Below are 21033 nucleotides of genomic sequence, written 5' to 3' on the forward strand. Positions count from 1 at the left end.
CGCTTCGTGTGTTTAGAACTCACACCACCACCCCCCACCCCCCCCCCCCCCCACGGCCGCGGCAGGGCACTCAGCTGTGGAGGTCGGCCGACAGGCGGAGGGCGTCGTCGGCGATCCGCTCGATCAGGTCCTTGTCCTTGTGCTTGGCGTAGAAGTCGGCCAGCACGATCGTCGTGTTCGTGCCGTCCACCTTCGCCGCGTACGCGGCGTCATTGCCGCTCACGCTCGGGGTGCCGGTGCCGGCGAACGTCTTGTCGCGGACCAGGTCGGTGACGTTGCCGGTGTTGTCCTGCTCGGTCAGCGTCTTGAGCGCCTTCGCCTTCGACGAGTCCGGCATGCCGACCACCACCACGGACACCAGCGCCTTCGCGCCGCCCGACTCCGTCGTGTACAGCGCGCGGACCAGCGACCGGCACGGGGTGTCCTGGAAGAAGTCCTTGGTCTTGCCGTAGGACTTCGCGGCGCAGTCCTCGGACCGCTCCGGCCCGGCGACCTTGGTGAACTTGAACTGCCCGGTGTTCTGCGCCGGGGGCTGCGCGACCGGCTCGTCGGGCGCCGAGTCGTGCCGGATCAGGAACCACAGCAGCCCGGAGACGACGGCGATCGCGACCAGCCCGGCGCCCCTGAGCAGCAGGGACCGGGTGTCGCGCGCCGGTGGGCCCGGCACGGGCGGGCGGGGCTGCGGGGGAACCGCGCCCAGCGGGGCCGTGTCGGACGGGCCTGGGGTGAAACGCGCACCAACCACGGGACCATACGGTAGTTCACCCGGCTCCGGCCCTTCACTCGAATGCGTGTAAGACGCGTTCGACGTCGTCAGCGGTGTTGTAGAGGTGGAAGCCGACCCGCACCCGGCCGCCGCGGACGCTCGAGACGATCCCCGCCCCGGCCACCAGCGCCGGGTCGGCGTCCAGCGCCACGATCGCGGTGCCGCGGGGCGGCAGCCCGAGCTTCGCCAGCAGCGTGTCGGCCAGGCCGGTGTTGTGCGCCTGGACCTGGGCGAGGTCGAGGCCGCCGAAGTACTCCAGTGCCACGGCCGAGCCGACCTGGGCCAGCCAGACCGGCGAGAGGTCGAACGCGCGGGCGTCGCCGGCCAGGCGCAGCGGGAGGCCGTAGACCGTGGCCCACGGGTCCTCCCCCGCGTACCAGTTCGCCGCGACCGCGCGGGTGCGCTCCTGCGCGTCCGGCCGCACCGCGAGCCACGCGGTGCCGCGCGGCGAGCCGAGCCACTTGTACCCCGCCCCGGCCACCCAGTCCGCCCAGGCGACGTCCAGCGGCAGCCAGCCCACCGCCTGGGTCGCGTCGAGCAGCACGGCCGCGCCGGCCGCCTCGGCCGCGGCCCGCACCGCCGGCAGGTCGGCGATCCGGCCGTCGGCGGACTGCACGACGCTCAGCGCGACGACGTCGTGGCCCTCGACCCGCGACGGCAGGGCGTCCAGGGGCACCTCGGTCACCGTGACCCCGGGGTTCGCCGCGAAGGGGAACGTCACGCTGGTGAAGTCGCCTTCGGCGGCGAGCACGCGGGTGCCGGCGGGCAGCGCCGCGGCGACGTTGGCGACGAGCTGCGAGACCGACGCGCCGCTCGCGACGCGCCCGGGTTCGACGCCGAGCAGCCGGGCGAACCCGGCCCGCGCCCGCGTGACGTACTGGTCGAACTCCCCCGGCCGGGTCGCCCCGGTCCGCCAGCGTTCCACCGATTCGGCCACGGCCGCGGCCACCGGCGCGGGCGGGATGCCCACGCTGGGCGTGTTCAGGTAGCCGGGCGGGACGGCGAAGTCGGTTCCGAAGGCACGCATGCTCCCGACCCAAGCAGATCCGGCCGGGCCGGTTCACCCGGTTTACGGCAGCAGCGCGACGACGTCGGCGTAGCTCGGCGGGCTCAGCGGCAGGTCACGGCCGTCGCGCACCGCCCGCGCGGTTTCGGCGGCGGCCGCGAGCGCCATCCGGTACGGCAGCGAACCGAGGCTCACCCGGGCGACCCCCAGCTCCGCCAGGCCGGCCACGGTGACCTTCCCGGTCAGGAACAGCAGGTTGAGCGGCACGCCGACGGCCACGATGCGCTCGACGTCACCCGGCTCGGCGAGGCCGGGCACGAAGACGCCGTCCGCGCCCGCCGCCACGTACGCCCGCACTCGCCGCTCGGCTTCGGCGATGGAGTGGCCACCCGCCCAGTGCGTGTCCGTCCGGGCGTTGACGAACAGGCCGGGCACCCGCTCCTTCACCGCCTTGACCAGCGCACACTGGACGTCGACGGCAGCGAGCGAGCCGTCGGCCCGGCCGTCTTCGAGGTTGACGCCGACCGCGCCGGCGTCGGCCAGCTCGGCCGCGAGCTCGGCGACCGCGGCGGGGTCCACGCTGAAGCCGTCGGCGATGTCGACGCTGACGAGCGCGTCCAGCCGGGCCAGGCGGGTGGCGAGGGCGACGGTCGCGTCGCGCGTCGACGGCGCGCCGTCGGGCTCCCCGGCCGCCGCGGACACGCCGAGGCTGGTCGTGCCCAGTGCGCGGAAGCCCTGCGTGGCCAGGAAGGCGCCGACGCCGAACTCCCACGCGTTCGGCAGCAGCAGCGGGGAGCCGGGCACGTGCAGGGCACGGAATTCGTCCATGCCGTCGAAGCTAGGTCCCCGACACTTCGGCGGCCGCCGAACTCCCGAGGCCGTCGTCACCCGGCGGCGGAGGGAGCCCCCTCGTCCCCCTCCGCCGCCGGAGCCGCCCGCAACGGACGACACGCGTACCCGGCGAGGCTCGGTCCCGCGCGTCGTCCGGCTGCGTCCGCGGCGGTCAGCCGCCGCCGCCGGAGGTGGTGGCGATGGCGGCGGTGCGGGCGGCCCGGAGTTCGCGGATCACCTGGCGCAGGGCCGGGACGGCGGCACCCGCCTGCTCCGCCAGCTGCGCGAGCCGCTCGCGGTGGCGGCGGCGTTCGCCGCGCGGGAGCACCGAGCCCAGCTCGACCGCCGCGGCCAGCGACGCCAGGGCCGCGACGTCGGCGGCCACCGGCACATCCGTGCGCACTGCCGCCGCCACCTGGTCGTGGAGCGCGGCCGCCGTCGCCGGGTCGCGGACCTCCGGGCGACGGCGCGGGAACACCCCCAGCACGCGGGACGTCCGCAGCGAAATCACCCCCGCCGCGTCGAGCTGCGCCTCCAGGGACTGCAGCGTCCCGCGGGCGCCGCGACGCACGCAGGCACGCCAGTTCCGGTGCGGGTCCCCGGTGAGCTCGGCGAGGAGGTCGTCGAGCACCAGGTGGCCCGTGCCACCGGAGCCGGCGACCGCCGGGCGCCCGCCGTCGTCGGTGACGTGGCCGCGCAGCACCAGGTCCGTCAACGCCGCCGCCCGGACCAGCAGCGCCACCCGCTCCCGGCCCGGCAGCCGGTGGCGCCCGGTGTCGCACGACAGCAGATACGCCCGGGCCGGCAAGGACAGCTCGCTCATCTCGGTTCCGTCCCTCGTTCGTGGTCGGCCCAGTCCACCGGTTCCGGCGTTCGCGGCGAAACCGGACGAGGAGGGTGCTCGCGGCGACGAACGTTGCGCACCCCCGCGGCGGGGCGCAACTTTGGTTGCGCAGCCGGGGCGGCGGCCCGGCGCGGCCGTTACCGTGACCGCGTGACCACCGCCCGGAGGCCGCTGTGGCCGAGCCGCACCGACACCTTCTGGTTGTTCCTGCCGGCGGTCGTCTTCGCCGGGCTCAACGTCCTGTACCAAGTCCTCGGCGACCGCACCACGGGGGCGCTCGGTCCGGCGGCCGGCCTGGTGCTGCAGGTGGTCTGCGACCTCTCCCTGGTGCTGCTGTTCCGCTTCCCGGCGCTGGTGGCCGGGTTCGTCACGGCGGCGGCGTTCGCGATGCTGGCCTCCGACCTGTTCGCGCCCGGGCTGCTCGTGCCCGTGCACCCCGTCGCGCTGACGACCGTGCCGGCCATCACCCCGGTGCTGCTGGCCCAGGCGGTGCGGGTGCTGGACCGGCGGACCGTGCTGTGGCTGGCCGGGATCCTCGCGATCATCGCCATGCGGCCGTGGGCGCCGAGCTGGACGACCACGCCGTTCGGGCTGCTCAGCACCGTCCTGCCGGTGGTGCTCACGCTCTACATCGAAGCCCGCAAGCAACTGCTGCAGTCGCTGCGCGATCGGGCGGAACGCGCCGAGCGCGAGCAGCACCTGCTCGCCGAGCAGGCCCGGGCGGCGGAACGGCGACGGCTCGCGGGTGAGATGCACGACGTCGTCACGCACCGGCTCAGCCTGATGGTGCTGCACGCCGGCGCGCTCGGGGTGACATCGGCCGACCCGGCCGCGCGGACGGCGGCCGAGGACATCCGCCGCGAAGGCGCGCTGGCGCTGGACGAATTGCGCGACCTGGTCGGCGTCCTGCGCAACGGCGCGGAGACCGGGCCGCGGACGCTCAGCCCGGACCAGCCCGGTGACCCCGCGCGGCTGGTCGAGGAGTCCCGGTCGGTCGGGGTGGCGACGGACCTCGTGGTGGACGGCGATCCGGCGCAGGTGTCGCCGACCGTCGCGCGCACCGCGTACCGGCTGGTGCAGGAGGCGTTGACGAACGTGCGCAAGCACGCGCCGGGGGCGTCGGCGACGGTTTCCCTGCGCTACCACCCGGGTGGCCTGGACGTCTCGGTCGGCAACACGGCGGCGGTGCGCGCGCCCGATCCGGCGCTGGCGGGCCGCGGTTCCGGGGCCGGGCTGGCGGGTCTGCGGCAGCGCGTCGAACTGGTCGGCGGGCGCTTCGACGCGGGGCCCGCACCCGGCGGCGGGTTCCGGGTCGGTGCGATACTGCCCGCCTACGTCCCGACTGCGGAAGGTACGCACGGTGATCCCGGTGCTCGTGGTCGATGACGAGCCGATGGTGTGCGCGCACCTGCGCACGATCCTGGGTTCGGCGGCCGACATCGAGGTCGTCGCCCAGGCCGCCGACGGCGCCGAAGCCGTCGAGGCGGTGATCCGGCACCGGCCGCGCGTGGTGCTGATGGACCTGCGGATGCCGGGCGTGGACGGGCTGACGGCGATCGCGCGGATCACCGCGTTGCCGGACCCGCCGGCGGTGGTGGCCCTGACGACGTTCGACGCGGACACGTACGTGATCCGGGCGTTGCGCGCGGGCGCGGCGGGCTTCCTGGTGAAGTCGACGCCCCCGGCGGACCTGATCGGCCTGGTCCGCGTGGCGGCGGACGGCCACACGGTGCTCTCGCCGTCCGCGGCGCGGCGGCTGGTGGCGTTGTCTTCGGACAGCCGCGAACGCAGCGAAGACGCGCGTCGCCGCATCGCCGGGCTCACCGGGCGTGAGCGGGATGTGCTGGCCTGCCTGGGTTCCGGACTGTCCAATGCGGACATCGCCGCGAAGCTGCACCTGGCCGAGGCGACGGTGAAGAGCTACGTCTCGCGGATGCTCGTGAAGCTCGGCTGCGCGAACCGGACCCAGGCCGGGCTGCTGGCCCACGAAGCGGGGTTGGTGGCCCGGTGAGGAAACACGACGGCTACGCGGACGCGGGCGTGTGCTCCGCGTCGTAGGCGTCCCGGGCCTCCAGGACCGAGGTCATGTGCTGCCGGGCCCAGCGGTCCAGCACGTCCAGGGGCTCGGACAGGTTGCGCCCCAACGCCGTCAGCTCGTACTCCACCTTCGGCGGGATCGTCGGGTACGCCGTGCGGGTGAGGATGCCGTCGCGGACCAGGCTGCGCAGCGTCTGCGTCAGCACCTTCTGGGAGATGCCGTCCACCCGGCGGCCGATCTCGGTGAACCGCAGCGGGCCGCCGGAGAGCGCGCCGACGATCAGCACCGTCCACTGGTCGCCGATGCGGTCGAGCAGCTGGCGGGTCGGGCAGTTGCGGTCGTACGGATCGGGCTCCACGGCGTCTCCCCACTTTCCGGGGGAGAGTAACACGCCGTTCAGGCAGTGGCAGCCAATCCCGCGGCCACCCGTTTGACGAAGGCGCCGAGGAACCACCGGTAGCACCACCCGGTGCCGGGGATCTTCGGCGTGAACGTGGAATGCCAGTGGATGTCGGTGCCGCCGTCGCGGGGCGAGAGATCGACGTAGGCGACGTAGTCCCGCAGCGGCAAGCCGCGCTCCAGCGCGTAACCGAACCGGCGACCGGGTTCCAGCGCGACGATCTTCTCGTACGAGCGGACGCCGTTGGTCTTGAACAGCCGGATCGCGCCGAGACCTTCGGGCTCGCCTTCCCCCGCGCGGACCAGCTCGAACGACCCCAGCGGCGACCACATCGGCCAACTGGCGCCGTCTCGCAGCAGGGAGTAGACGGCGTCGGGCGGAGCAGCCGACCGGACGCGAACCGAAATGCGTTGTACCATTTGGTACGTGTACCATTTGGTACATGATCGACGCAAGCCCGCGGGCCAAGCTGCTCGACGCGGCGATCGACCGGATCGCCCACCACGGCGGGGCCGACCGGAGCCTGCGGGCGCTGGCCGCGGACCTGGGCACCAGCCACCGCATGCTGATCTACCACTTCGGCTCGAAGGAAGGCCTGCTCACGGCGGTGGCGCGGGAGGTCGAGGCCCGGCAGCGGGCCGCGCTCGCCGGCCTCGACCCGGCGGAGTTCTGGCGCCGGCTCACCGACGAGGACCTGCGCGCCAACGAAAAGCTGTTCTTCCAGCTCTACGGCCGGGCACTCGGCGGCACCCCGGGCACGGCGGAGTTCCTCGACGGCGTGATCGATAACTGGCTCGGCCCCATCGAAGCCCGGCTCGCCCGGCTCGGCGTCCCGGAGGCCGACCGGTCCGCCCACGCCCGCCTCGGGCTCGCCGTGGCCCGCGGGCTGCTGCTCGACCTCGTCACGACCGGCGACCGCGAAGCCGTCGACGCCGCCATGGAGAAGTTCCTGGCGATGTACGAAAACCCGTGATCCCCTGTCTCGATGCGACTGCTAGTGGGGTTCTTGGCCGCACTGCTCACGACGGCGGGGCTCGCGGCTTCCGCCGCACCACCGGAAAGCCGGCCGGTCTACGGCTACGCGGACGGGATTCGCGAGACGGCGTGGGTGGAGACCGCACCGACCACGACCGCGACGGCAGCAGCACCGACGGGCCGCTGTTCGACCCGGCCCTGCCACGCCTCGGCGACACGGTGACGTTCGACCTCGCGCGCACGTCGGTCACCGTCGGCCTTACAAAGCCCGAACACCAGGCGGACGCCCTTCGTACACCGCCCCGCCAGAGTTCTCCTCGTACCCCGGAGTACCGGGAACGGACACGAGGGAGAGACGATGCGAGGAACCACCTGGACGCGGCTGGCGCTGGCGGGCGGCGCGAGCGCGGCCTGCCTGCTGGTGGCGGCGCCGCTGGCCTCGGCCCAGACGACGTCACCGGCGCCGGTCGCGCCCATCACGCTCAGCCCGCAGGAGTCGCAGCAGGTCTGCTCGGACTGGGTGCCGAAACTGCAGAAGCGGGCCGACAACCTGAAGAAGCGGATCAACGGCGGCGCCGAGGTCAAGGGCTCGGTGGCCAACCTCAAGGCGCGGGCCGCCGACCAGCGGGCGGCGGGGCACACCGCCCGCGCCGACCAGCTGGACCAGCGCGCCACCAAGCGGCAGGGCCGGATCGGCGAACTGGACACGGCCAAGCAGAAGCTGGACGCCTTCGCGTCCGCGCACTGCAAGCCGGCCAAGTGAGGGGCGCGAGGATCGCGGCGGCGGTCGGGGCCGCCGCGGTCATCGCGCTCGGCTGCTCGGCCTGCCGCGACAACCTGATGGGCTCACCGTCCGGGAATGCGCCCGCGCCGTCGTCGGTGTCGTCGTCTTCGTCGGCGGAGCTGAGCGGGATCGAGTCGACACTGAACGGTATCGAGTCGGACATGAACAGCGATGGCTCGCCCTGACCGGCTAGCGTCTCCCCTCTGAACACGGCGGAGACGGGAGCAGGCATGGGGTCACCGGGACGCGGCCTCGTCCTCGTGGTCGAGGACGAGGCCGCGATCGCCGAGCTGGCGGCGCTCTACCTCAAGCGCGACGGCTTCGGCGTGCACGTCGAGGCCGACGGCGGCCGGGCACTGGACGCGGTCCGGCGCCTCAAGCCGGTGGCGATCGTGCTCGACATCGGACTGTCCGGAATGGACGGTATCGAGATCTGCAAGGCACTGCGGGCGGCCGGGGACTGGACGCCGGTGCTGTTCGTCACCGCCCGCGACGACGAGCTCGACCGCGTGCTGGGCCTGGAGATCGGCGCGGACGACTACCTCACCAAGCCGTTCAGCCCGCGCGAGCTGGCGGCCCGGGTCCGGGCGGTCTTGCGCCGCGCCTCGGGGGCGGCGCCGGCCGCGGAGACGTTCGCGGTGGGCGGGGCCCGCGTCGACGTCACCAGCAGGCGCGCGTGGGCGGGAGACGCCGAGATCTCGCTGACGTCGACGGAGTTCGACCTTCTCACGCACCTGCTCCGGCACCCGGGGCAGGTGCTTTCGCGCGACCAGCTGCTCAGCGCCGTCTGGGGGTACGCCGCGGCGGCGGGCACGCGCACGGTCGACGTCCACGTCGCGCAGCTGCGGGCGAAACTCGGCCCGTCGAGTCCGATCAGGACGGTGCGGGGCATCGGCTACGCGGCGGACCCGGCGTGAGAGGCACTCTTGCCGGGCGGATCACGCTGGTCTGCCTGGCCGTCGCGGGCGTCGCGGTGATCGTGGCCGGGCTGGTCGGGTCGCGGCTGATCCGGACCACGGCGGACAACGCGCTGCAGTCGTCGCTGTCCGCGCAGGCCGACGTCGTCGCATCACAACTGGACGAAACGGGCATCGGCAACCGGCTGGGCGTGGGCAAGGTGGCCGACGTCGTGCGCGGGCAGGGCATCTCGGTCGTCGTCCGGCGCGCGGGCGGGCAGGCGCTCGGGGAAGCCGTCGCCGTCCAGGCCGCGGTCAAGGCCGGGCTCGGCGCCGACGAGTCCCAGCGCGTCACGGTGGCGGGTTCGCAGTACCTGGTCGAGACGCGGGTGGTCGGCGCGCGGGGGGCGGCGTTCGCACTGGTCCTGCCCACGCGGAACGCGCAAGCGACGCAACGGGCTCTAGTGCGCAACATCCTGCTGGCGCTGGGGATCGGGCTGGCGGTGGCGGCGCTCGCGGGGTTCGTCTCGGGCCGGCTGCTGGGCCGTCCGCTGCGCCGTGCCGCTCTTGCCGCGGGCTCGCTGCGGGCCGGACGGCGGGACGTGCGGGTGCCGGTGCAGGGGCCGCGCGAGGTGGCGGAGGTGGCCGGGTCGCTGAACTCGCTGGCCGACGCGCTCGCGGTGAGCGAGGCGCGGCAGCGGGAGTTCCTGCTGTCGGTGTCGCACGAGCTCCGGACGCCGCTGACGGCGGTGACGGGCTTCGCCGAGGCGATCGCGGACGGCGTCGCCTCGGGTCCCGACGCGGTCCGGGCCGGGCAGACCATCCAGCGGGAGGCGCTGCGGCTGGAACGGCTGGTCACGGACCTGCTGGAGCTGGCCCGCCTGGGCGCCGACGAGTTCCGGCTGGACGTCGCCTCGATCGATCTGGCCGCACTGGTCCGCGACTGCGCGGAGGTCTGGCGGCTGCGGTGCGAACGGGAGGACGTCCGCCTGTCCGTCGCGGCGCCGGCTTCTCCGGTCCTGGTGCCGGCCGACGCGCGACGGCTGCGTCAGGTGATCGACGGCCTGGCGGAGAACGCCCTGCGCGTCACCCCCGCGGGGGCGCCGATGGTGTTCTCGCTCTCGGTGTCCGGTTCCACGGCTTCGCTGGGGGTCCGCGACGGCGGTCCCGGCCTGGCCCCGGAGGACTACCCGGTGGCGTTCGAGCGCGGGGTGCTGAACGCGCGCTACCGCGACCGCCGTCCGGTCGGGTCGGGCATCGGCCTGGCTCTGGTCCACGGCCTGGTCACCCGGATGGGTGGGACTCTGACGGCCGGCCCCGCCCCGGAAGGCGGCGCCGCCTTCACCCTCACCTTCCCGCTTACCGCCGCCACCCCCACCACCCCGCTCCCCCTGCCGTGAAGCCCCGCCGGGCACGCGTGGCCGTAGGGTCGGGGGATGGAGATGCTGCACCTGCGCTACTTCGTGGCGGTCGCCGAGGAACTGAACTTCTCCGCGGCCGCCCGGAAGCTGCACATGGCCGCGTCGCCGCTGTCCCAGCGGATCAAGGACCTCGAGCACGAGCTGGGGCAGCAGCTGTTCGACCGCAGCACGCACCACGTCACGCTCACCGCCGCCGGGACCGCGCTGCTGCCGCTGGCGCGGGACGTCCTCGAGCAGGTCGGCGCCATCCCGTGGAAGCTCGAAGAAGCGACCAAGCCGCAGCGCAGCACCGTCTTCCTCGGCATGCCCGCCGGGGTGCACCCCGGCCTGCGGGAACGCGTCCACGCCCTCGCCGAGCGCGTGAAGGCCCGCTATGAGCTGAAACGCTGGCCCGGCACCACCGCCGACCTCGTGCAGGGCGTGCACGAGGGCAAGCTCGCGCTCACCCTCGCCCGGCTGCCGATCACCGATCCGGCGCTGGAGCAGCTGCCGGTGATGTCGGAACGGCTCGGCGCGGTCGTCCCCGCCGACCGGTTCGCCGGCCGCGACTCCGTCAGCCTGGCCGAGCTGACGGAATTCCCGTACGTGGCCTCACCGGGGGAAATCACCCCCGCGTATTTCGACCAGCTGGACCACCAGCTGAGCGAACTGGGCGTCAAGAAACGCATCCGGCTGACCAACACCGGATACAGCGGAACGTCCGAAATCATTTCCAGCGGCGAAGCCTTTTCCATTTCGATGCTCGACGCGAAGTCGCCCATGCACGGCTACCGGATCGACAACGTCATCGTGTTGCCGTTCACCGATTTCCGGCCCCAGCTGGACACCGGCCTGCTCTGGCGGCGTGATCGCACCGACGGCGACCTGCACGACCTCGTCGAAGCCGCGAAAGAGGTCTTCAAGGAGCCGCTCAGCAGCTAGCCAAATGGTATGATCGCCGTGGTCATACCATTGTTCGTATCATGATCATTCCCTTTCGCCGGGATCGCTACTAACTTCGGTTGTAGAGCAACACAGCAAGGTGCGAAAGGACGAATGATGACGGACATCACCGACACCACGACCGGCCCGCTGGACGGCGTGCGCGTGATCGACCTCTCGACCGTGGTCATGGGCCCGTACGCGGCCCAGATCCTCGGCGACCTGGGCGCCGACGTGATCAAGATCGAATCCCCCGCGGACACCGTGCGGGTCGGCGAGTACCGCACGACGCCGGGCATGACCGCGCTGAACCTGAACGTCAACCGCAACAAGCGCAGCGTGGCCCTCAACCTGAAGGACGAGACCGAGCGCGAGCAGGCGCTGAAGCTGATCGACACGGCCGACGTGCTGATCACCAACATGCGCCCCGGCGCGCTGGCGCGGCTCGGCCTGAACTACGCCGACGTCGCCGAGCGCAACCCGGGCCTGGTCTACGCCCACGCGCAGGGCTTCCGCAGCGACTCCGACCGCGCCGGGAACGCCGCCTACGACGAGACCGTCCAGGCCTCCTCCGGCCTGGTCGACGTCACCAACCGTGCGCTGGGCGAGCCCGTCTACCTGCCGACGATCATCGGCGACAAGGTGTCGTCGCTCACCATCGCCTACAGCGTGCTCGCCGCGCTGGTCCACCGCGACAGGACCGGGCGTGGCCAGCAGATCGAGATCCCGATGACCGACACGCTGCTCGCGTTCAACCTGGTCGAGCACCTCGCGGGCCACACCTACGAGCCGGCCGAGGGCCCCACCGGGTTCGCGCTGTCGATGACGAAGGGCCACGCCGCGGTCCGCACCAAGGACGGCCTCGCCTGCGTGATCCCCTACAACCCGCAGAACTTCCGCGACTTCTTCGCCGCGGCCGGGCGCCCGGACCTCGCCGCCGACCCGCGCGTGAACGGCGACGCCATCAACCGCGCCGACAACGAATGGCTCAGCGAGCAGATCGCGGTGTGCGCCCCGGCGCTGACCACCGAGGAGTGGGCCGAGGTGTGCGCGAAGCACAGCATCCCGATGGCTCCGGTGCTCGAACTGGACCGGGCGCACGAGGACTCGTACGTCCGCGAAGGCCACCTGCTGGACACCGTCGAGCACCCGAGCGAAGGCACCATCCGCACGGTCGGCATCCCGGTGAAGTTCTCCGCGACGCCCGGCTCGATCCGCCGCCTGGCCCCGCTGGCCGGGCAGGACACCGCCGAGGTCCTCGCCGAACTGGTCTGAACCACCGTCACTTTCACGTGAAAGTGACGTGGAGGTCGTAACTCCGGATCGCTTTCACGTGAAAGTGACGCTCAAGGAAGTGAAGTCATGAGCACCACCGCAGTACGCACCGAACGGATCGGCAGCACCCTGCTGATCACCATCGACCGGCCGCAGGCCCGCAACGCGGTCGACGCCGCCGTCGCGGCCGGCCTGGCCGCCGCCCTGGACGAGCTGGAAAACGATCCCACGCTCCGGGCGGGCGTCCTGACCGGCGCCGAGAACACCTTCAGCGCGGGCATGGACCTCAAGGCCGCCCTCAAGGGCGAGTCGCCGGAGATCCCGGGCCGCGGGTTCGGCGGCCTGACCGAAGCCGAGTTGTCCAAGCCGCTGATCGCCGCCGTCGAGGGGTTCGCCATGGGCGGCGGGTTCGAGCTGGCGCTGGGCTGCGACCTGATCGTCGCCGCCGAAGGGGCGAAGTTCGGCCTCCCCGAGGTCAAGCGCGGCCTGATCGCCGCGGGCGGTGGCGTGATCCGGCTGCCGAAGCGGATCCCGCACCACCTGGCGATGGAGTTCCTGCTCACCGGCGAGCCCGTCACCGGCCGCCGTGCCGGCGAGCTCGGCCTGGTCAACCGCGTGACGCCGGACGGTGACGCCGCCGCCGTGGCGGTCGGCCTGGCCGAGAAGCTGGCGGAGAACGCGCCCCTGGCGCTCGCCGCCGTCAAGAAGGTCGTGCGCGCCGCCGACGGTGTCTCCGACGCCGAAGCCTTTGCCGCGCAACGCGAAGTGACCAAGACCCTGATGCAGTCCGCCGACGTCCGCGAGGGCATGACCGCCTTCGCCGAGCGCCGCGCTCCGAAGTGGACAGGCGAATAACCATGAAGATCGACGAAGTCCGCCGGCACGTGACCACCCCGCTGACCGCCCCCGCGTTCGCGCCGGTCGTCCCGAGGTTCACGAACCGCGAGTACCTGAACATCGTCTACCGCACCGACGCCGACGCCCTGCGCGCGGTCGTCCCGGAGCCGCTGCAGGTCGAAGAACCGTTGGTGCGCTTCGAAGTCATGAAGATGGGCGACGTCTCCGGCTACGGCCCGTACACCGAGTCGGGCCAGGCGATCGAGGTCAGCTTCGACGGCGAGCGCGGCGAGTACCTGCACGCGATGTACCTCGACAACTTCCCGGCGACGGCGTCCGGGCGCGAAGTCAGCGCCTACCCGAAGACCGTCGGCAGCCCGAATCTCTATGTCGACAACGGCGTCCTCGTGGGCACGTTGGACTACGGGACGCTGCGGGTGGCCACGGCGACCATGGGCTACAAGCACCACGAGCTGGACGCCCGCGAGGCCGAGCGCCAGATCACGGTCCCGACGTTCATGCTGAAGACGATCCCCGGCTACGACGGCGCCCCGCGCGTCCAGGAGCTGGTCCGCACCGAGATCACCGACGTCGTGGTCAAGGAGGCCTACACCGCCCCCGCCCGGCTGCAGCTGTTCCAGCACGTCCTGGCCCCGCTGGCCGACCTGCCGGTGCTCGAGGTCGTCTCCGCCAGCCACATCCTCACCGACCTGACGCTCGCTCCGGTCAAGCCGGTCTTCGACTACTTGCAGGGAGTGCAGTCATGACCCAGCAGTTCCGCACCGCCGCGGTGATCGGCGCCGGCACCATCGGCCTGTCCTGGACGGCGCTGTTCGCCGGCCACGGCCTCACCGTCCGGGTGAGCGACCCGCGACCGGACCTCGCCGACGCCGTCCTGAAGGCCCTCGAGGAGTTCACCCCGCACCTGGCCGCCCGCGGCCTCGACGTCACCGGCCTCGCCGACCGGGTCATCCTCGCCGGCGACGTCGCCGAAGCGGTCCGCGACGCGGATGTCGTGCAGGAGAACGGTCCCGAGAACGTCGAGTTCAAAAAGGACCTCTTCCAGACACTGATCGAGGAAGCACCGAAGCACGCGCTGCTGCTCAGCTCGTCGTCGGCCATCCCCTCGACGGCGTTCACCGGCGATCTGGCAGACGCGTCCCGAGTCCTCATCGGACACCCGTTCAACCCGCCGCACCTGATCCCGCTGGTCGAGGTCGTGCCCGGCGAGCGCACGAGCGAAGAGTCCGTGCGCAAGGCCGTCGACTTCTACACCTTCCTCGACCGGACCCCGGTCGTGGAGCGCAAGGAAATCCCCGGCTTCGTCGGCAACCGGCTGCAGAACGCCCTGAGCCGCGAAGCGATCTACCTCGTCGAGCAGGGAGTCGTCACCCCCGAGGACCTCGACAAGGTGATCACGAATTCGCTCGGCATCCGCTGGGCCACGGTCGGGCCGTTCCTCGGCTCGCACCTCGGTGGCGGCCCCGGCGGCTACCGGCACATGGCCGAGCACATCGGCAAGTCCATGAAGAAGATGTGGGCCGGGCTGGGCAACCCCAGCCAGAGCCCCGAAGAGCAGGAACGGCTCATCGAAGCCGTCGAAACGGCTTACGGCTCCTCCACGTACTCGGAACTCGCCGAGACGCGCGACCGCAAGCAGCTCGCAGTGTTGAACGCAGTGGAGGAGAACTAACCATGGAACCGCTCAAGGACAAGCTCACCGCCGACTTCTACGACTTCGAGGCGCTGCTGCCGGACGACGAGCGCAAGCTGCTCGTCAAGGCGCGTGAGTTCATGACCACCGACGTCAAGCCGCTGGTGAACGAGAACTGGGAGAAGGGCACCTTCCCGAAGGAACTCATCGGGATGTTCCGCGAAAGCGGCCTGGCCGGCCTGCCCTACGAGGGCTACGGCGAGCACAAGCCCGCGGTCAGCCACCTGCTCACCGGCATGATGGCGATGGAGATGAGCCGCACGGACGCTTCCGTCGCGACGTTCTTCGGTGTCCACAACGGACTCGCGATGTACTCCATCTACAGCGGCGGCAGCCAGGAGCAGCGTGACCGCTGGCTCCCCGAAATGGCCGCGATGGACAAGATCGGCGCCTTCGCGATGACCGAGCCGCTCGGCGGTTCCGACGTCGCGGGCGGCATGCGCACCACGGCCAAGCGAGACGGCGACACCTGGATCCTCAACGGCGCCAAGAAGTGGATCGGCAACGCGACCTTCGCCGACTACATCGTGGTCTGGGCGCGGGACGTCGACGACAACCACGTCAAGGGCTTCGTCGTCGAGAAGGGCATGCCGGGCTTCGTGCCGGAGAAGATCGAGGGCAAGATCGCGTTCCGGATCGTCGAGAACGCCGAGATCACCCTCACCGACGTCCGCGTGCCGGAGGCGAACCGCCTGCAGGGCATCGACTCCTTCCGCGACGTCGCCGAGATCCTGCGCGCCACCCGCGGCGGCGTCGCGTGGCAAGCGCTGGGCGTGATGATCGGCGCTTACGAAGCCGCGCTCGCCTACGCCCAGGAGCGCAAGCAGTTCGGCCGGCCGATCGCCCGCTTCCAGCTGGTGCAGGACCTGCTCGTGAAGAGCCTCGGCAACATCACGGCGTCGTGGGGCATGCTCGTGCAGCTCGCCCGCCTGCAGGACGCGGGGATCTTCAAGGACGAGCACTCGTCGCTGGCCAAGGCGTTCGTCACCTCGCGGATGCGTGAGGTCGTCGCGTGGAGCCGGGAGATCTTCGGCGGCAACGGGATCGTGCTCGGCTACGACGTCGGGCGGTTCTTCGCCGACGCCGAGGCGATCTACTCGTTCGAAGGCACGCGCGAGATGAACACCCTGATCGTCGGCAAGGCGATCACCGGGCAGTCCGCGTTCGTGTGATCGTCAGTTGACGCAGCCGGCGGCCGTACTGGTCGCCGGCTGTTTCGCGTCGGAAGTACCCGGCGTCGGCGCCTTCGTGCCGGTGGCCGCCACGGGCTTCACGCCGCCGGTCGTGTCGTCACCCGAAGCCCGGACCGCCGGCGTGCTGATCGCCGTGCGGACGAACTGCTGCACCTGCGCCGGGTCGACCTTCACCGCGTCGCCGTCGGACGGCGTCTGCAGCGACAGGCTCTGTACCGGAATGGTGGCGAACGCGATCGCGCCCGAGGTCATCCCCCGCAGCTGCCGCGCGAAGCTCAGGACGTCCCAGCCCTTGTCCAGCACCACCGAGCCCTGCACCGCACTGACCAGCGAACTCAGCTTCGAGGGGTCGGTGAACGTACCCGCGCTCAGCACCTTCTTCGCCATCCCGGAGAGGAAAGCCTGCTGCCGCGCGATGCGGTCGAGGTCGCCGTTGGTCAACCCGTGGCGCTGCCGGACGAACGCGAGCGCCTGGGCCCCGGAGAGCGTTTGCGGGCCGGCCGCGAAGTCCGCGCCGGAGTAGCTGTCGTGCACCGGCGCCTTGAGGCAGACGTCGACGCCGCCGACGGCCTGCGACAGCGCGTCGAACCCGGCTAGGTTGATCGCCGCGTAGTGGTTGATGGTCAGCCCGGTCAGCTTCTCGACCGTCTGGATCGCCGTCTTCGCGCCCGCCTCGTTCGCCGCCACCTCCAGCTGAGCGCCGCTCAGCCCCCCGGCGCGCAATCCGGACATCGAGGCGTTCTTGCCGCGGCTGTAGGCGGAATTGATCTTGTGCTTGCCGTACCCGCCCGCGATGTCCACATAGGAGTCGCGGGGGATCGAGATCGCGGTGGCCGCGGCGCCGCCTGCCGGGATGTGGACCACGATCATCGTGTCGGTGGTGTCGCCGCCGTCGTCCCCGCCTCCGGCGTGCAACGCGTCGAGCACGTTCTGTGGCAACGGGTTGCCGTACGCGTCGGTCCGGGCGTCGATCCCGACGAGCAGGAGGTTCTGGGCCACCTTCAGCGGCTCGCCCGGCGGGGTGTCATCGTTGTCGACCTGCGCCGCCGGCGGGATGACGTCGGCGGTGACGATGCCGTCGTCCAGGGTGCTCAGCTGCGTCCACAGGTAGCCGGTGGCGCCGAGCACCACCGTCGAGACGACGCCGAGCGCGACCCGGCCGCCGATGCGGCGCCCCCTCGACGACAACAGCACGGCTTTCCCCTTGCTTCCCTCGGATGTTCCCCCTTTCGAGGATCACCGCGTTAGCTGGGAATAAGCTGAGAAAGTTGTCGGAAAGCTGTGACGCTGCCCGATCGGCCGAGCCGGATCGGGCCTATCGGCCCGTTTCCTCACGCACCGTGCGGAAGCGCGTACGGGAAAGTGCTGTGGCACCGGCCACACCGACCCACCCTAGCGCGTCAGCGCGGCAACCTGCGCCAGATCGCGCGCGGCAGGAGGCGCATCGCGAAGAAGACCGGACGGAGCACTCCCGGCACCCAGACGACCCCGCGGCCGCGGCGCAGCGCCGCGACCGTCGCTTCGGCCACCTGGTCCGGAGTGCTGGAGAAGGGCGCCGGCGACATGCCCGCGGTCATCCGGCCGATCACGAAGCCGGGACGGACGAGCAGCACGTGGACGCCGGAGCCATGCAAAGCGTCGGCGAGGCCGCTCGCGAAGCCGTCGAGGCCGGCTTTGGCCGAGCCGTAGACGTAGTTCGCGCGGCGCACGCGCACCCCGGCCACCGACGAGAACACGACCAGCCGGCCGTGGCCCTGCGCGCGCAGCAGGTTCGCGGCGTGGGTCAGCACGCCGACCTGGGCGACGTAGTCGGTGTGCACGATCGCGGCGGCGTGCGCGCTGTCCTGTTCGGCACGGTCCTGATCGCCGAGGATGCCGAAGGCGAGCACCACGGTTTCGAGCGGCCCGTGCGCGGCCGCCACCTTTTCCAGGAACGTGCCGTGCGCGGCGAGGTCGTCGGCGTCGAACTCGGCCGTCTCGACCGTCTCGGCACCGGCCTCGCGCAGCGCGGCGACCTCCGCGGTCAGGTCCGCCCCCGGCCGTGCGGCCAGCACGAACCGCCGGGCATCCCCGTTGACCAGGCGTTTCGCCACGGCCAGCCCGATCTCACTGCGTCCGCCGAGCACCAGCACCGTTCCGCTCACCGCAACAGTGTCTCTTACGGGGCTCAGGGTGGCGGAGCCCCGGCCCGGGGCGCAGGATTCCGGCAAGGTCGTTGGCCGGTTCGCAGGAAGGGCATTCGACGCGTACCAGGGTGCTGTCGGCGAATCCGCGCAACTCACCGACCGGACTGGCCAACTCGACGCCCGGAACGGCCAACTCACCGGGAACGCAGGCGAGTTGGCCGCTGCGGCGATTGAGTTGGCCGCACGGGACGGCTTGCATTCGCCCACAACACCCGTGCCAGGCCTCCCCCATGTCCCATGCGCAGCGCTCTAACCGCAACCCCGGCTTCACCACAGGCTTGCAGCCCGGGGTGCGCTAGCGTGCCGGGGTGGGTCACGCTCCGGACTTCGAAACGCTCGTCGAGCGGCACCGCCGGGAAATCCAGGTGCACTGCTACCGGATGCTCGGTTCGTTCACCGACGCCGAAGACCTCGTGCAGGAGACCTTCCTGCGCGCGTGGAAGGGCCGGGACGGGTTCGAGGGTCGCGCGAGCGTGCGCACCTGGCTCTACCGGATCGCGACGAACGCGTGCCTCGACGTCCTCGCGCGGCGGCCGCGGCGGGTGCTGCCCGATCAGCTCGGGCCGGCCGGGGAGCCGGCGGGGCCGATCACGGCCGTCGACCTGCCGTGGCTCGAGCCGTACCCGGACCGGCTGCTCGACGGCGTGGCCCCGGACGACACCGGCGCCGCCGTGGTCGAGCGGGAAACCATCGAGCTGGCCTACCTCGCCGCCGTCCAGTACCTGCCGCCGCGCCAGCGGGCGACGCTGATCCTGCGGGACGTGCTCGGCTGGTCGGCGAAGGAGACGGCGGCGCTGCTGGAGACGAGCGTGGCGTCGGCGAACAGCGCGCTCCAGCGGGCTCGCGCGACGTTGCGTGAGCGGTTGCCCGCGCGGCGTGCCGAGTGGACGGTGGGCGACCCGACAGCCGGGGAAACGGCGCTGCTCAAGCGGTTCATCGCCGCGTACGAAGACGGTGACCCGGCCGCCGTCGCCCGGCTGCTGCACGAGGACGCCCAGGCGGTCATGCCGCCGTACCCGCTGTGGTTCGGCAACCGCGCCTCGATCGTCCGGGCGCTTTCGCTCTCGATGGACCCGGCGTCGCCGCACTGCATCGGGCGGTTCCGGATGCGGCCGGTGGGCGCCAGCCGGCAGCCCGCGGTGGCCGGCTACCTGCTGCGTCCGGGCGAACACGAATACCGGTGGTTCGGGGTAACCCTGCTCACGATCAAGGACGGGCTGGTCACGGGAATGGCCGCCTTCGAGTCGGCCACGGCGGCGGCGTGGGGCCTGCCGGAGACGTGGCCGGCCGGGCACGCCGACCTCGGATCCTCGTGAGGGATGCAAAGAAGCGCATATATACCGTCCCGTCGGCGCCCGTGAAAAAAGCCCGGGTGGGTGATTCACGAGGAATCACCCACCCGGGCGCACACGCTGCCGGAATCGGATTTCCTTCCGGATTCGGTGCTTGGGCTCGAGGCCGCCGGGAAGAGGTCACCGGGCGGCGCTTCAGGCTGCTCGGCGCCCCTGCGGAGCGGTACGCACCAGCCGGCGGCGTTCCTCCGCGGTGATGCCGCCGAAGACGCCGTGGTCAAGGCCGTTGTCGAGCGCGTAGCCGAGACATTCGGCGCGCACGGGGCAGCGCGCGCACACGGCCTTCGCCTGCGCCGTCTGCCGGGCGCCGGGGCCGACCTCGGAGATCGGGAAGAACAGTTCCGGGTCCTCGTCCTTACAGGCCGCGAGTTCCGCCCAGCCCGTCATCGTGGCTTCCATTTCCTTCGTTCACCTCCTTAATCTCTTACTGCTTTCCATTGTTGGGGCGCGTCAACCGACTTGATCCTGCCGGACGCGCGCGAGCGTATCCGCCTGGGTCAAGGGGGTTTTGGCTTCGGTCCCCGGCTCACCCTCCGGGCAACCAAGACTGCAACACATGAGAGTACGCCTTTCTTCCGGGGATCTCGATGTCGATCACGTCACCCGATCGGCGAACTCCGCACTCCGGCGCCGCTCCCGGCCGGACGGCACCACGACCGCCCCGCTGCCTCAGCGGGTCGGTCTTTGCCGCACTCCACAAGGCTTTCCGGTCCCAGCTCGGCTGAAACACCGCGGTCGCGACCAGACGTCCGCGCCGACGCCACCGGCCGCCGTCCGCCGGGCGGCACCCCGGCCGGAATCCGCCGTTCGCGGACCGCCGGGTCGCCGATCGCCGACCCGTCCGGCGGGAGCCGGTCGCGCGACCTCCCGGAGCGGGCGTTCGATCATCGCTCGGTGGGTCATGGGATTCGGGTACCCCGGCATCCTCGCGGCCATTCGTCACGAGCCGTCACCGACGCGATGCGGTCCATTACTCCTCTCGAGCAGTCTTGATCGGATCGTTACACGTAGCGGTCACCTCAGTGCACCTGTCTTGGTGAGGGCGAGGGGTGGTGAGGGGTTCGTGTGCGGTCACGACGAGTTCGACGCGTTCTTCCGCGCCGACTTCCCGTCCCTCGTGGCGTTCCTCTGCAAGGCCGGGTTCGAGGTCGAGCCGGCGCGTGACGTCGCCGCCGAGGTGATGCTGCACGCGCTGGAGGCGTGGCCGACCCTCGAAGACCCGCGGGCCTGGGTGCGCCGGGCCGCCGGGCGGCTGCTCGACGTCCCGGGCGAGGCGCGGGCGGACTGGACCCTGGCGGGCGACCCGCGGGAAGACGAGCAGCTCGCCGGGCTGGTCGAGCAGCACGCGGGGCTCATCGACCTGCTCGCCTCCCTTCCCGGCAAACAGCGGACGGTCCTGGCGTGGTCGCTCGACGGCTTCACACCGGCCCAGATCGCGGAGGCGCTCCGCATCGCCCCCGCGACCGTCCGGTCCACCCTCCGCCACGTGCGCGAACGCCTCAGGCGATCCCGGGTCGCACGGCCCGGTGACCAGCGGGACAGGGAAAGGTGAGCGAAATGCCGGCAACCGAGTACGGGGATCGGGCGATCACCG

Annotated in this window: 25 protein-coding genes; 16 read left to right on the forward strand and 9 right to left on the reverse strand. The window is 71.8% G+C overall.

Going from position 1 to position 21033, the window contains the following annotated elements; genetic code table 11:
• Positions 1 to 70: 70 nt before the first annotated feature.
• The 4 genes from AB0F15_RS17800 to AB0F15_RS17815 form a co-directional block, all read right to left on the reverse strand.
• Positions 71 to 667, reverse strand: a complete 597-nt coding sequence (locus AB0F15_RS17800) for a hypothetical protein (RefSeq protein ID WP_360271389.1) — start codon at positions 665 to 667, stop codon at positions 71 to 73.
• A gap of 112 nt (positions 668 to 779) precedes the next feature.
• Entirely contained in the window at positions 780 to 1793 is a 1014-nt protein-coding gene (locus AB0F15_RS17805) for an aminotransferase class V-fold PLP-dependent enzyme (RefSeq protein ID WP_360271138.1), read from the reverse strand.
• Positions 1794 to 1835: 42 nt separating this feature from the next.
• Positions 1836 to 2600 (reverse strand): isocitrate lyase/phosphoenolpyruvate mutase family protein, encoded by a 765-nt coding sequence (locus AB0F15_RS17810; protein WP_360271139.1) that lies wholly within the window; start codon positions 2598 to 2600, stop codon positions 1836 to 1838.
• 175 nt (positions 2601 to 2775) lie between these two features.
• Positions 2776 to 3426 carry a GPP34 family phosphoprotein gene (locus AB0F15_RS17815; RefSeq protein WP_360271141.1) on the reverse strand — a complete coding sequence of 217 codons (651 nt, stop codon included), beginning with the start codon at positions 3424 to 3426 and terminating at the stop codon, positions 2776 to 2778.
• A 171-nt stretch (positions 3427 to 3597) separates the two neighbouring features.
• Between AB0F15_RS17815 and AB0F15_RS17820 the strand changes: the two genes are divergently transcribed.
• Both AB0F15_RS17820 and AB0F15_RS17825 read left to right on the forward strand, forming a co-directional pair.
• Positions 3598 to 4833 carry a histidine kinase gene (locus AB0F15_RS17820; RefSeq protein ID WP_360271143.1) on the forward strand — a complete coding sequence of 412 codons (1236 nt, stop codon included), beginning with the start codon at positions 3598 to 3600 and terminating at the stop codon, positions 4831 to 4833.
• Positions 4808 to 5458, forward strand: a complete 651-nt coding sequence (locus tag AB0F15_RS17825) for a response regulator transcription factor (RefSeq protein ID WP_360271144.1) — start codon at positions 4808 to 4810, stop codon at positions 5456 to 5458. The genes AB0F15_RS17820 and AB0F15_RS17825 overlap by 26 nt, the downstream gene beginning before the upstream one ends.
• A gap of 13 nt (positions 5459 to 5471) precedes the next feature.
• On the opposite strand, the gene AB0F15_RS17830 is transcribed toward AB0F15_RS17825, so the two are convergent.
• Both AB0F15_RS17830 and AB0F15_RS17835 read right to left on the reverse strand, forming a co-directional pair.
• Positions 5472 to 5843, reverse strand: a complete 372-nt coding sequence (locus tag AB0F15_RS17830; RefSeq protein ID WP_360271146.1) for a helix-turn-helix domain-containing protein — start codon at positions 5841 to 5843, stop codon at positions 5472 to 5474.
• Between the two features lie 38 nt (positions 5844 to 5881).
• Positions 5882 to 6304, reverse strand: a complete 423-nt coding sequence (locus AB0F15_RS17835; RefSeq protein WP_360271147.1) for an SRPBCC family protein — start codon at positions 6302 to 6304, stop codon at positions 5882 to 5884.
• A 23-nt stretch (positions 6305 to 6327) separates the two neighbouring features.
• Between AB0F15_RS17835 and AB0F15_RS17840 the strand changes: the two genes are divergently transcribed.
• The 12 genes from AB0F15_RS17840 to AB0F15_RS17895 all read left to right on the forward strand — a co-directional run bounded on the left by AB0F15_RS17840 (position 6328) and on the right by AB0F15_RS17895 (position 15880).
• Positions 6328 to 6858 (forward strand): TetR/AcrR family transcriptional regulator, encoded by a 531-nt coding sequence (locus AB0F15_RS17840; protein WP_360271149.1) that lies wholly within the window; start codon positions 6328 to 6330, stop codon positions 6856 to 6858.
• Between the two features lie 12 nt (positions 6859 to 6870).
• Positions 6871 to 7083 carry a hypothetical protein gene (locus tag AB0F15_RS17845; protein ID WP_360271151.1) on the forward strand — a complete coding sequence of 71 codons (213 nt, stop codon included), beginning with the start codon at positions 6871 to 6873 and terminating at the stop codon, positions 7081 to 7083.
• 135 nt (positions 7084 to 7218) lie between these two features.
• The gene (locus tag AB0F15_RS17850; protein ID WP_360271153.1) at positions 7219 to 7623 is read left to right on the forward strand and encodes a hypothetical protein; all 405 of its coding nucleotides are present in this window, start codon (positions 7219 to 7221) and stop codon (positions 7621 to 7623) included.
• Complete coding sequence (locus AB0F15_RS17855; protein ID WP_360271154.1) at positions 7620 to 7829, forward strand: hypothetical protein; 210 nt, start codon at positions 7620 to 7622, stop codon at positions 7827 to 7829. Before AB0F15_RS17850 ends, AB0F15_RS17855 begins: the two co-directional genes overlap by 4 nt.
• A gap of 45 nt (positions 7830 to 7874) precedes the next feature.
• Entirely contained in the window at positions 7875 to 8561 is a 687-nt protein-coding gene (locus tag AB0F15_RS17860) for a response regulator transcription factor (RefSeq protein WP_360271156.1), read from the forward strand.
• Complete coding sequence (locus AB0F15_RS17865; RefSeq protein ID WP_360271157.1) at positions 8558 to 9940, forward strand: HAMP domain-containing sensor histidine kinase; 1383 nt, start codon at positions 8558 to 8560, stop codon at positions 9938 to 9940. The genes AB0F15_RS17860 and AB0F15_RS17865 overlap by 4 nt, the downstream gene beginning before the upstream one ends.
• Before the next feature lie 36 nt (positions 9941 to 9976).
• Positions 9977 to 10882: a LysR family transcriptional regulator gene (locus AB0F15_RS17870; RefSeq protein ID WP_360271158.1), complete on the forward strand. Its 906-nt coding sequence runs from the start codon at positions 9977 to 9979 to the stop codon at positions 10880 to 10882.
• Between the two features lie 117 nt (positions 10883 to 10999).
• The gene (locus AB0F15_RS17875; protein ID WP_360271160.1) at positions 11000 to 12157 is read left to right on the forward strand and encodes a CoA transferase; all 1158 of its coding nucleotides are present in this window, start codon (positions 11000 to 11002) and stop codon (positions 12155 to 12157) included.
• Positions 12158 to 12244: 87 nt separating this feature from the next.
• Positions 12245 to 13012 (forward strand): crotonase/enoyl-CoA hydratase family protein, encoded by a 768-nt coding sequence (locus AB0F15_RS17880; RefSeq protein ID WP_360271161.1) that lies wholly within the window; start codon positions 12245 to 12247, stop codon positions 13010 to 13012.
• Positions 13013 to 13014: 2 nt separating this feature from the next.
• Positions 13015 to 13761 (forward strand): acetoacetate decarboxylase, encoded by a 747-nt coding sequence (locus tag AB0F15_RS17885; protein ID WP_360271163.1) that lies wholly within the window; start codon positions 13015 to 13017, stop codon positions 13759 to 13761.
• Positions 13758 to 14687 carry a 3-hydroxyacyl-CoA dehydrogenase NAD-binding domain-containing protein gene (locus tag AB0F15_RS17890; RefSeq protein ID WP_360271164.1) on the forward strand — a complete coding sequence of 310 codons (930 nt, stop codon included), beginning with the start codon at positions 13758 to 13760 and terminating at the stop codon, positions 14685 to 14687. The genes AB0F15_RS17885 and AB0F15_RS17890 overlap by 4 nt, the downstream gene beginning before the upstream one ends.
• 2 nt (positions 14688 to 14689) lie before the next feature.
• Positions 14690 to 15880, forward strand: a complete 1191-nt coding sequence (locus AB0F15_RS17895; protein WP_360271166.1) for an acyl-CoA dehydrogenase family protein — start codon at positions 14690 to 14692, stop codon at positions 15878 to 15880.
• Positions 15881 to 15883: 3 nt separating this feature from the next.
• Here the strand turns inward: AB0F15_RS17895 and AB0F15_RS17900 are convergent, their stop codons facing one another.
• Positions 15884 to 17095, reverse strand: coding sequence for an LCP family protein (locus AB0F15_RS17900; protein WP_360271167.1), 1212 nt, complete (start codon positions 17093 to 17095; stop codon positions 15884 to 15886).
• 206 nt (positions 17096 to 17301) lie between these two features.
• Positions 17302 to 18045, reverse strand: coding sequence for an SDR family NAD(P)-dependent oxidoreductase (locus AB0F15_RS17905; RefSeq protein ID WP_360271169.1), 744 nt, complete (start codon positions 18043 to 18045; stop codon positions 17302 to 17304).
• A 350-nt stretch (positions 18046 to 18395) separates the two neighbouring features.
• On the opposite strand from AB0F15_RS17905, the gene AB0F15_RS17910 reads away from it, so the two are divergent.
• Positions 18396 to 19403, forward strand: coding sequence for an RNA polymerase subunit sigma-70 (locus tag AB0F15_RS17910; RefSeq protein WP_360271170.1), 1008 nt, complete (start codon positions 18396 to 18398; stop codon positions 19401 to 19403).
• Between the two features lie 171 nt (positions 19404 to 19574).
• On the opposite strand, the gene AB0F15_RS17915 is transcribed toward AB0F15_RS17910, so the two are convergent.
• Positions 19575 to 19838: a WhiB family transcriptional regulator gene (locus tag AB0F15_RS17915; protein WP_360271172.1), complete on the reverse strand. Its 264-nt coding sequence runs from the start codon at positions 19836 to 19838 to the stop codon at positions 19575 to 19577.
• A 664-nt stretch (positions 19839 to 20502) separates the two neighbouring features.
• Between AB0F15_RS17915 and AB0F15_RS17920 the strand changes: the two genes are divergently transcribed.
• On the forward strand, positions 20503 to 20991 hold the full coding sequence (locus tag AB0F15_RS17920; protein ID WP_360271173.1) for a sigma-70 family RNA polymerase sigma factor: 489 nt from the start codon (positions 20503 to 20505) through the stop codon (positions 20989 to 20991).
• Positions 20992 to 21033 lie beyond the last annotated feature (42 nt).

The sequence above is a fragment of the Amycolatopsis sp. NPDC026612 genome (genome assembly GCF_040638285.1).
Classification (GTDB): domain Bacteria; phylum Actinomycetota; class Actinomycetes; order Mycobacteriales; family Pseudonocardiaceae; genus Amycolatopsis.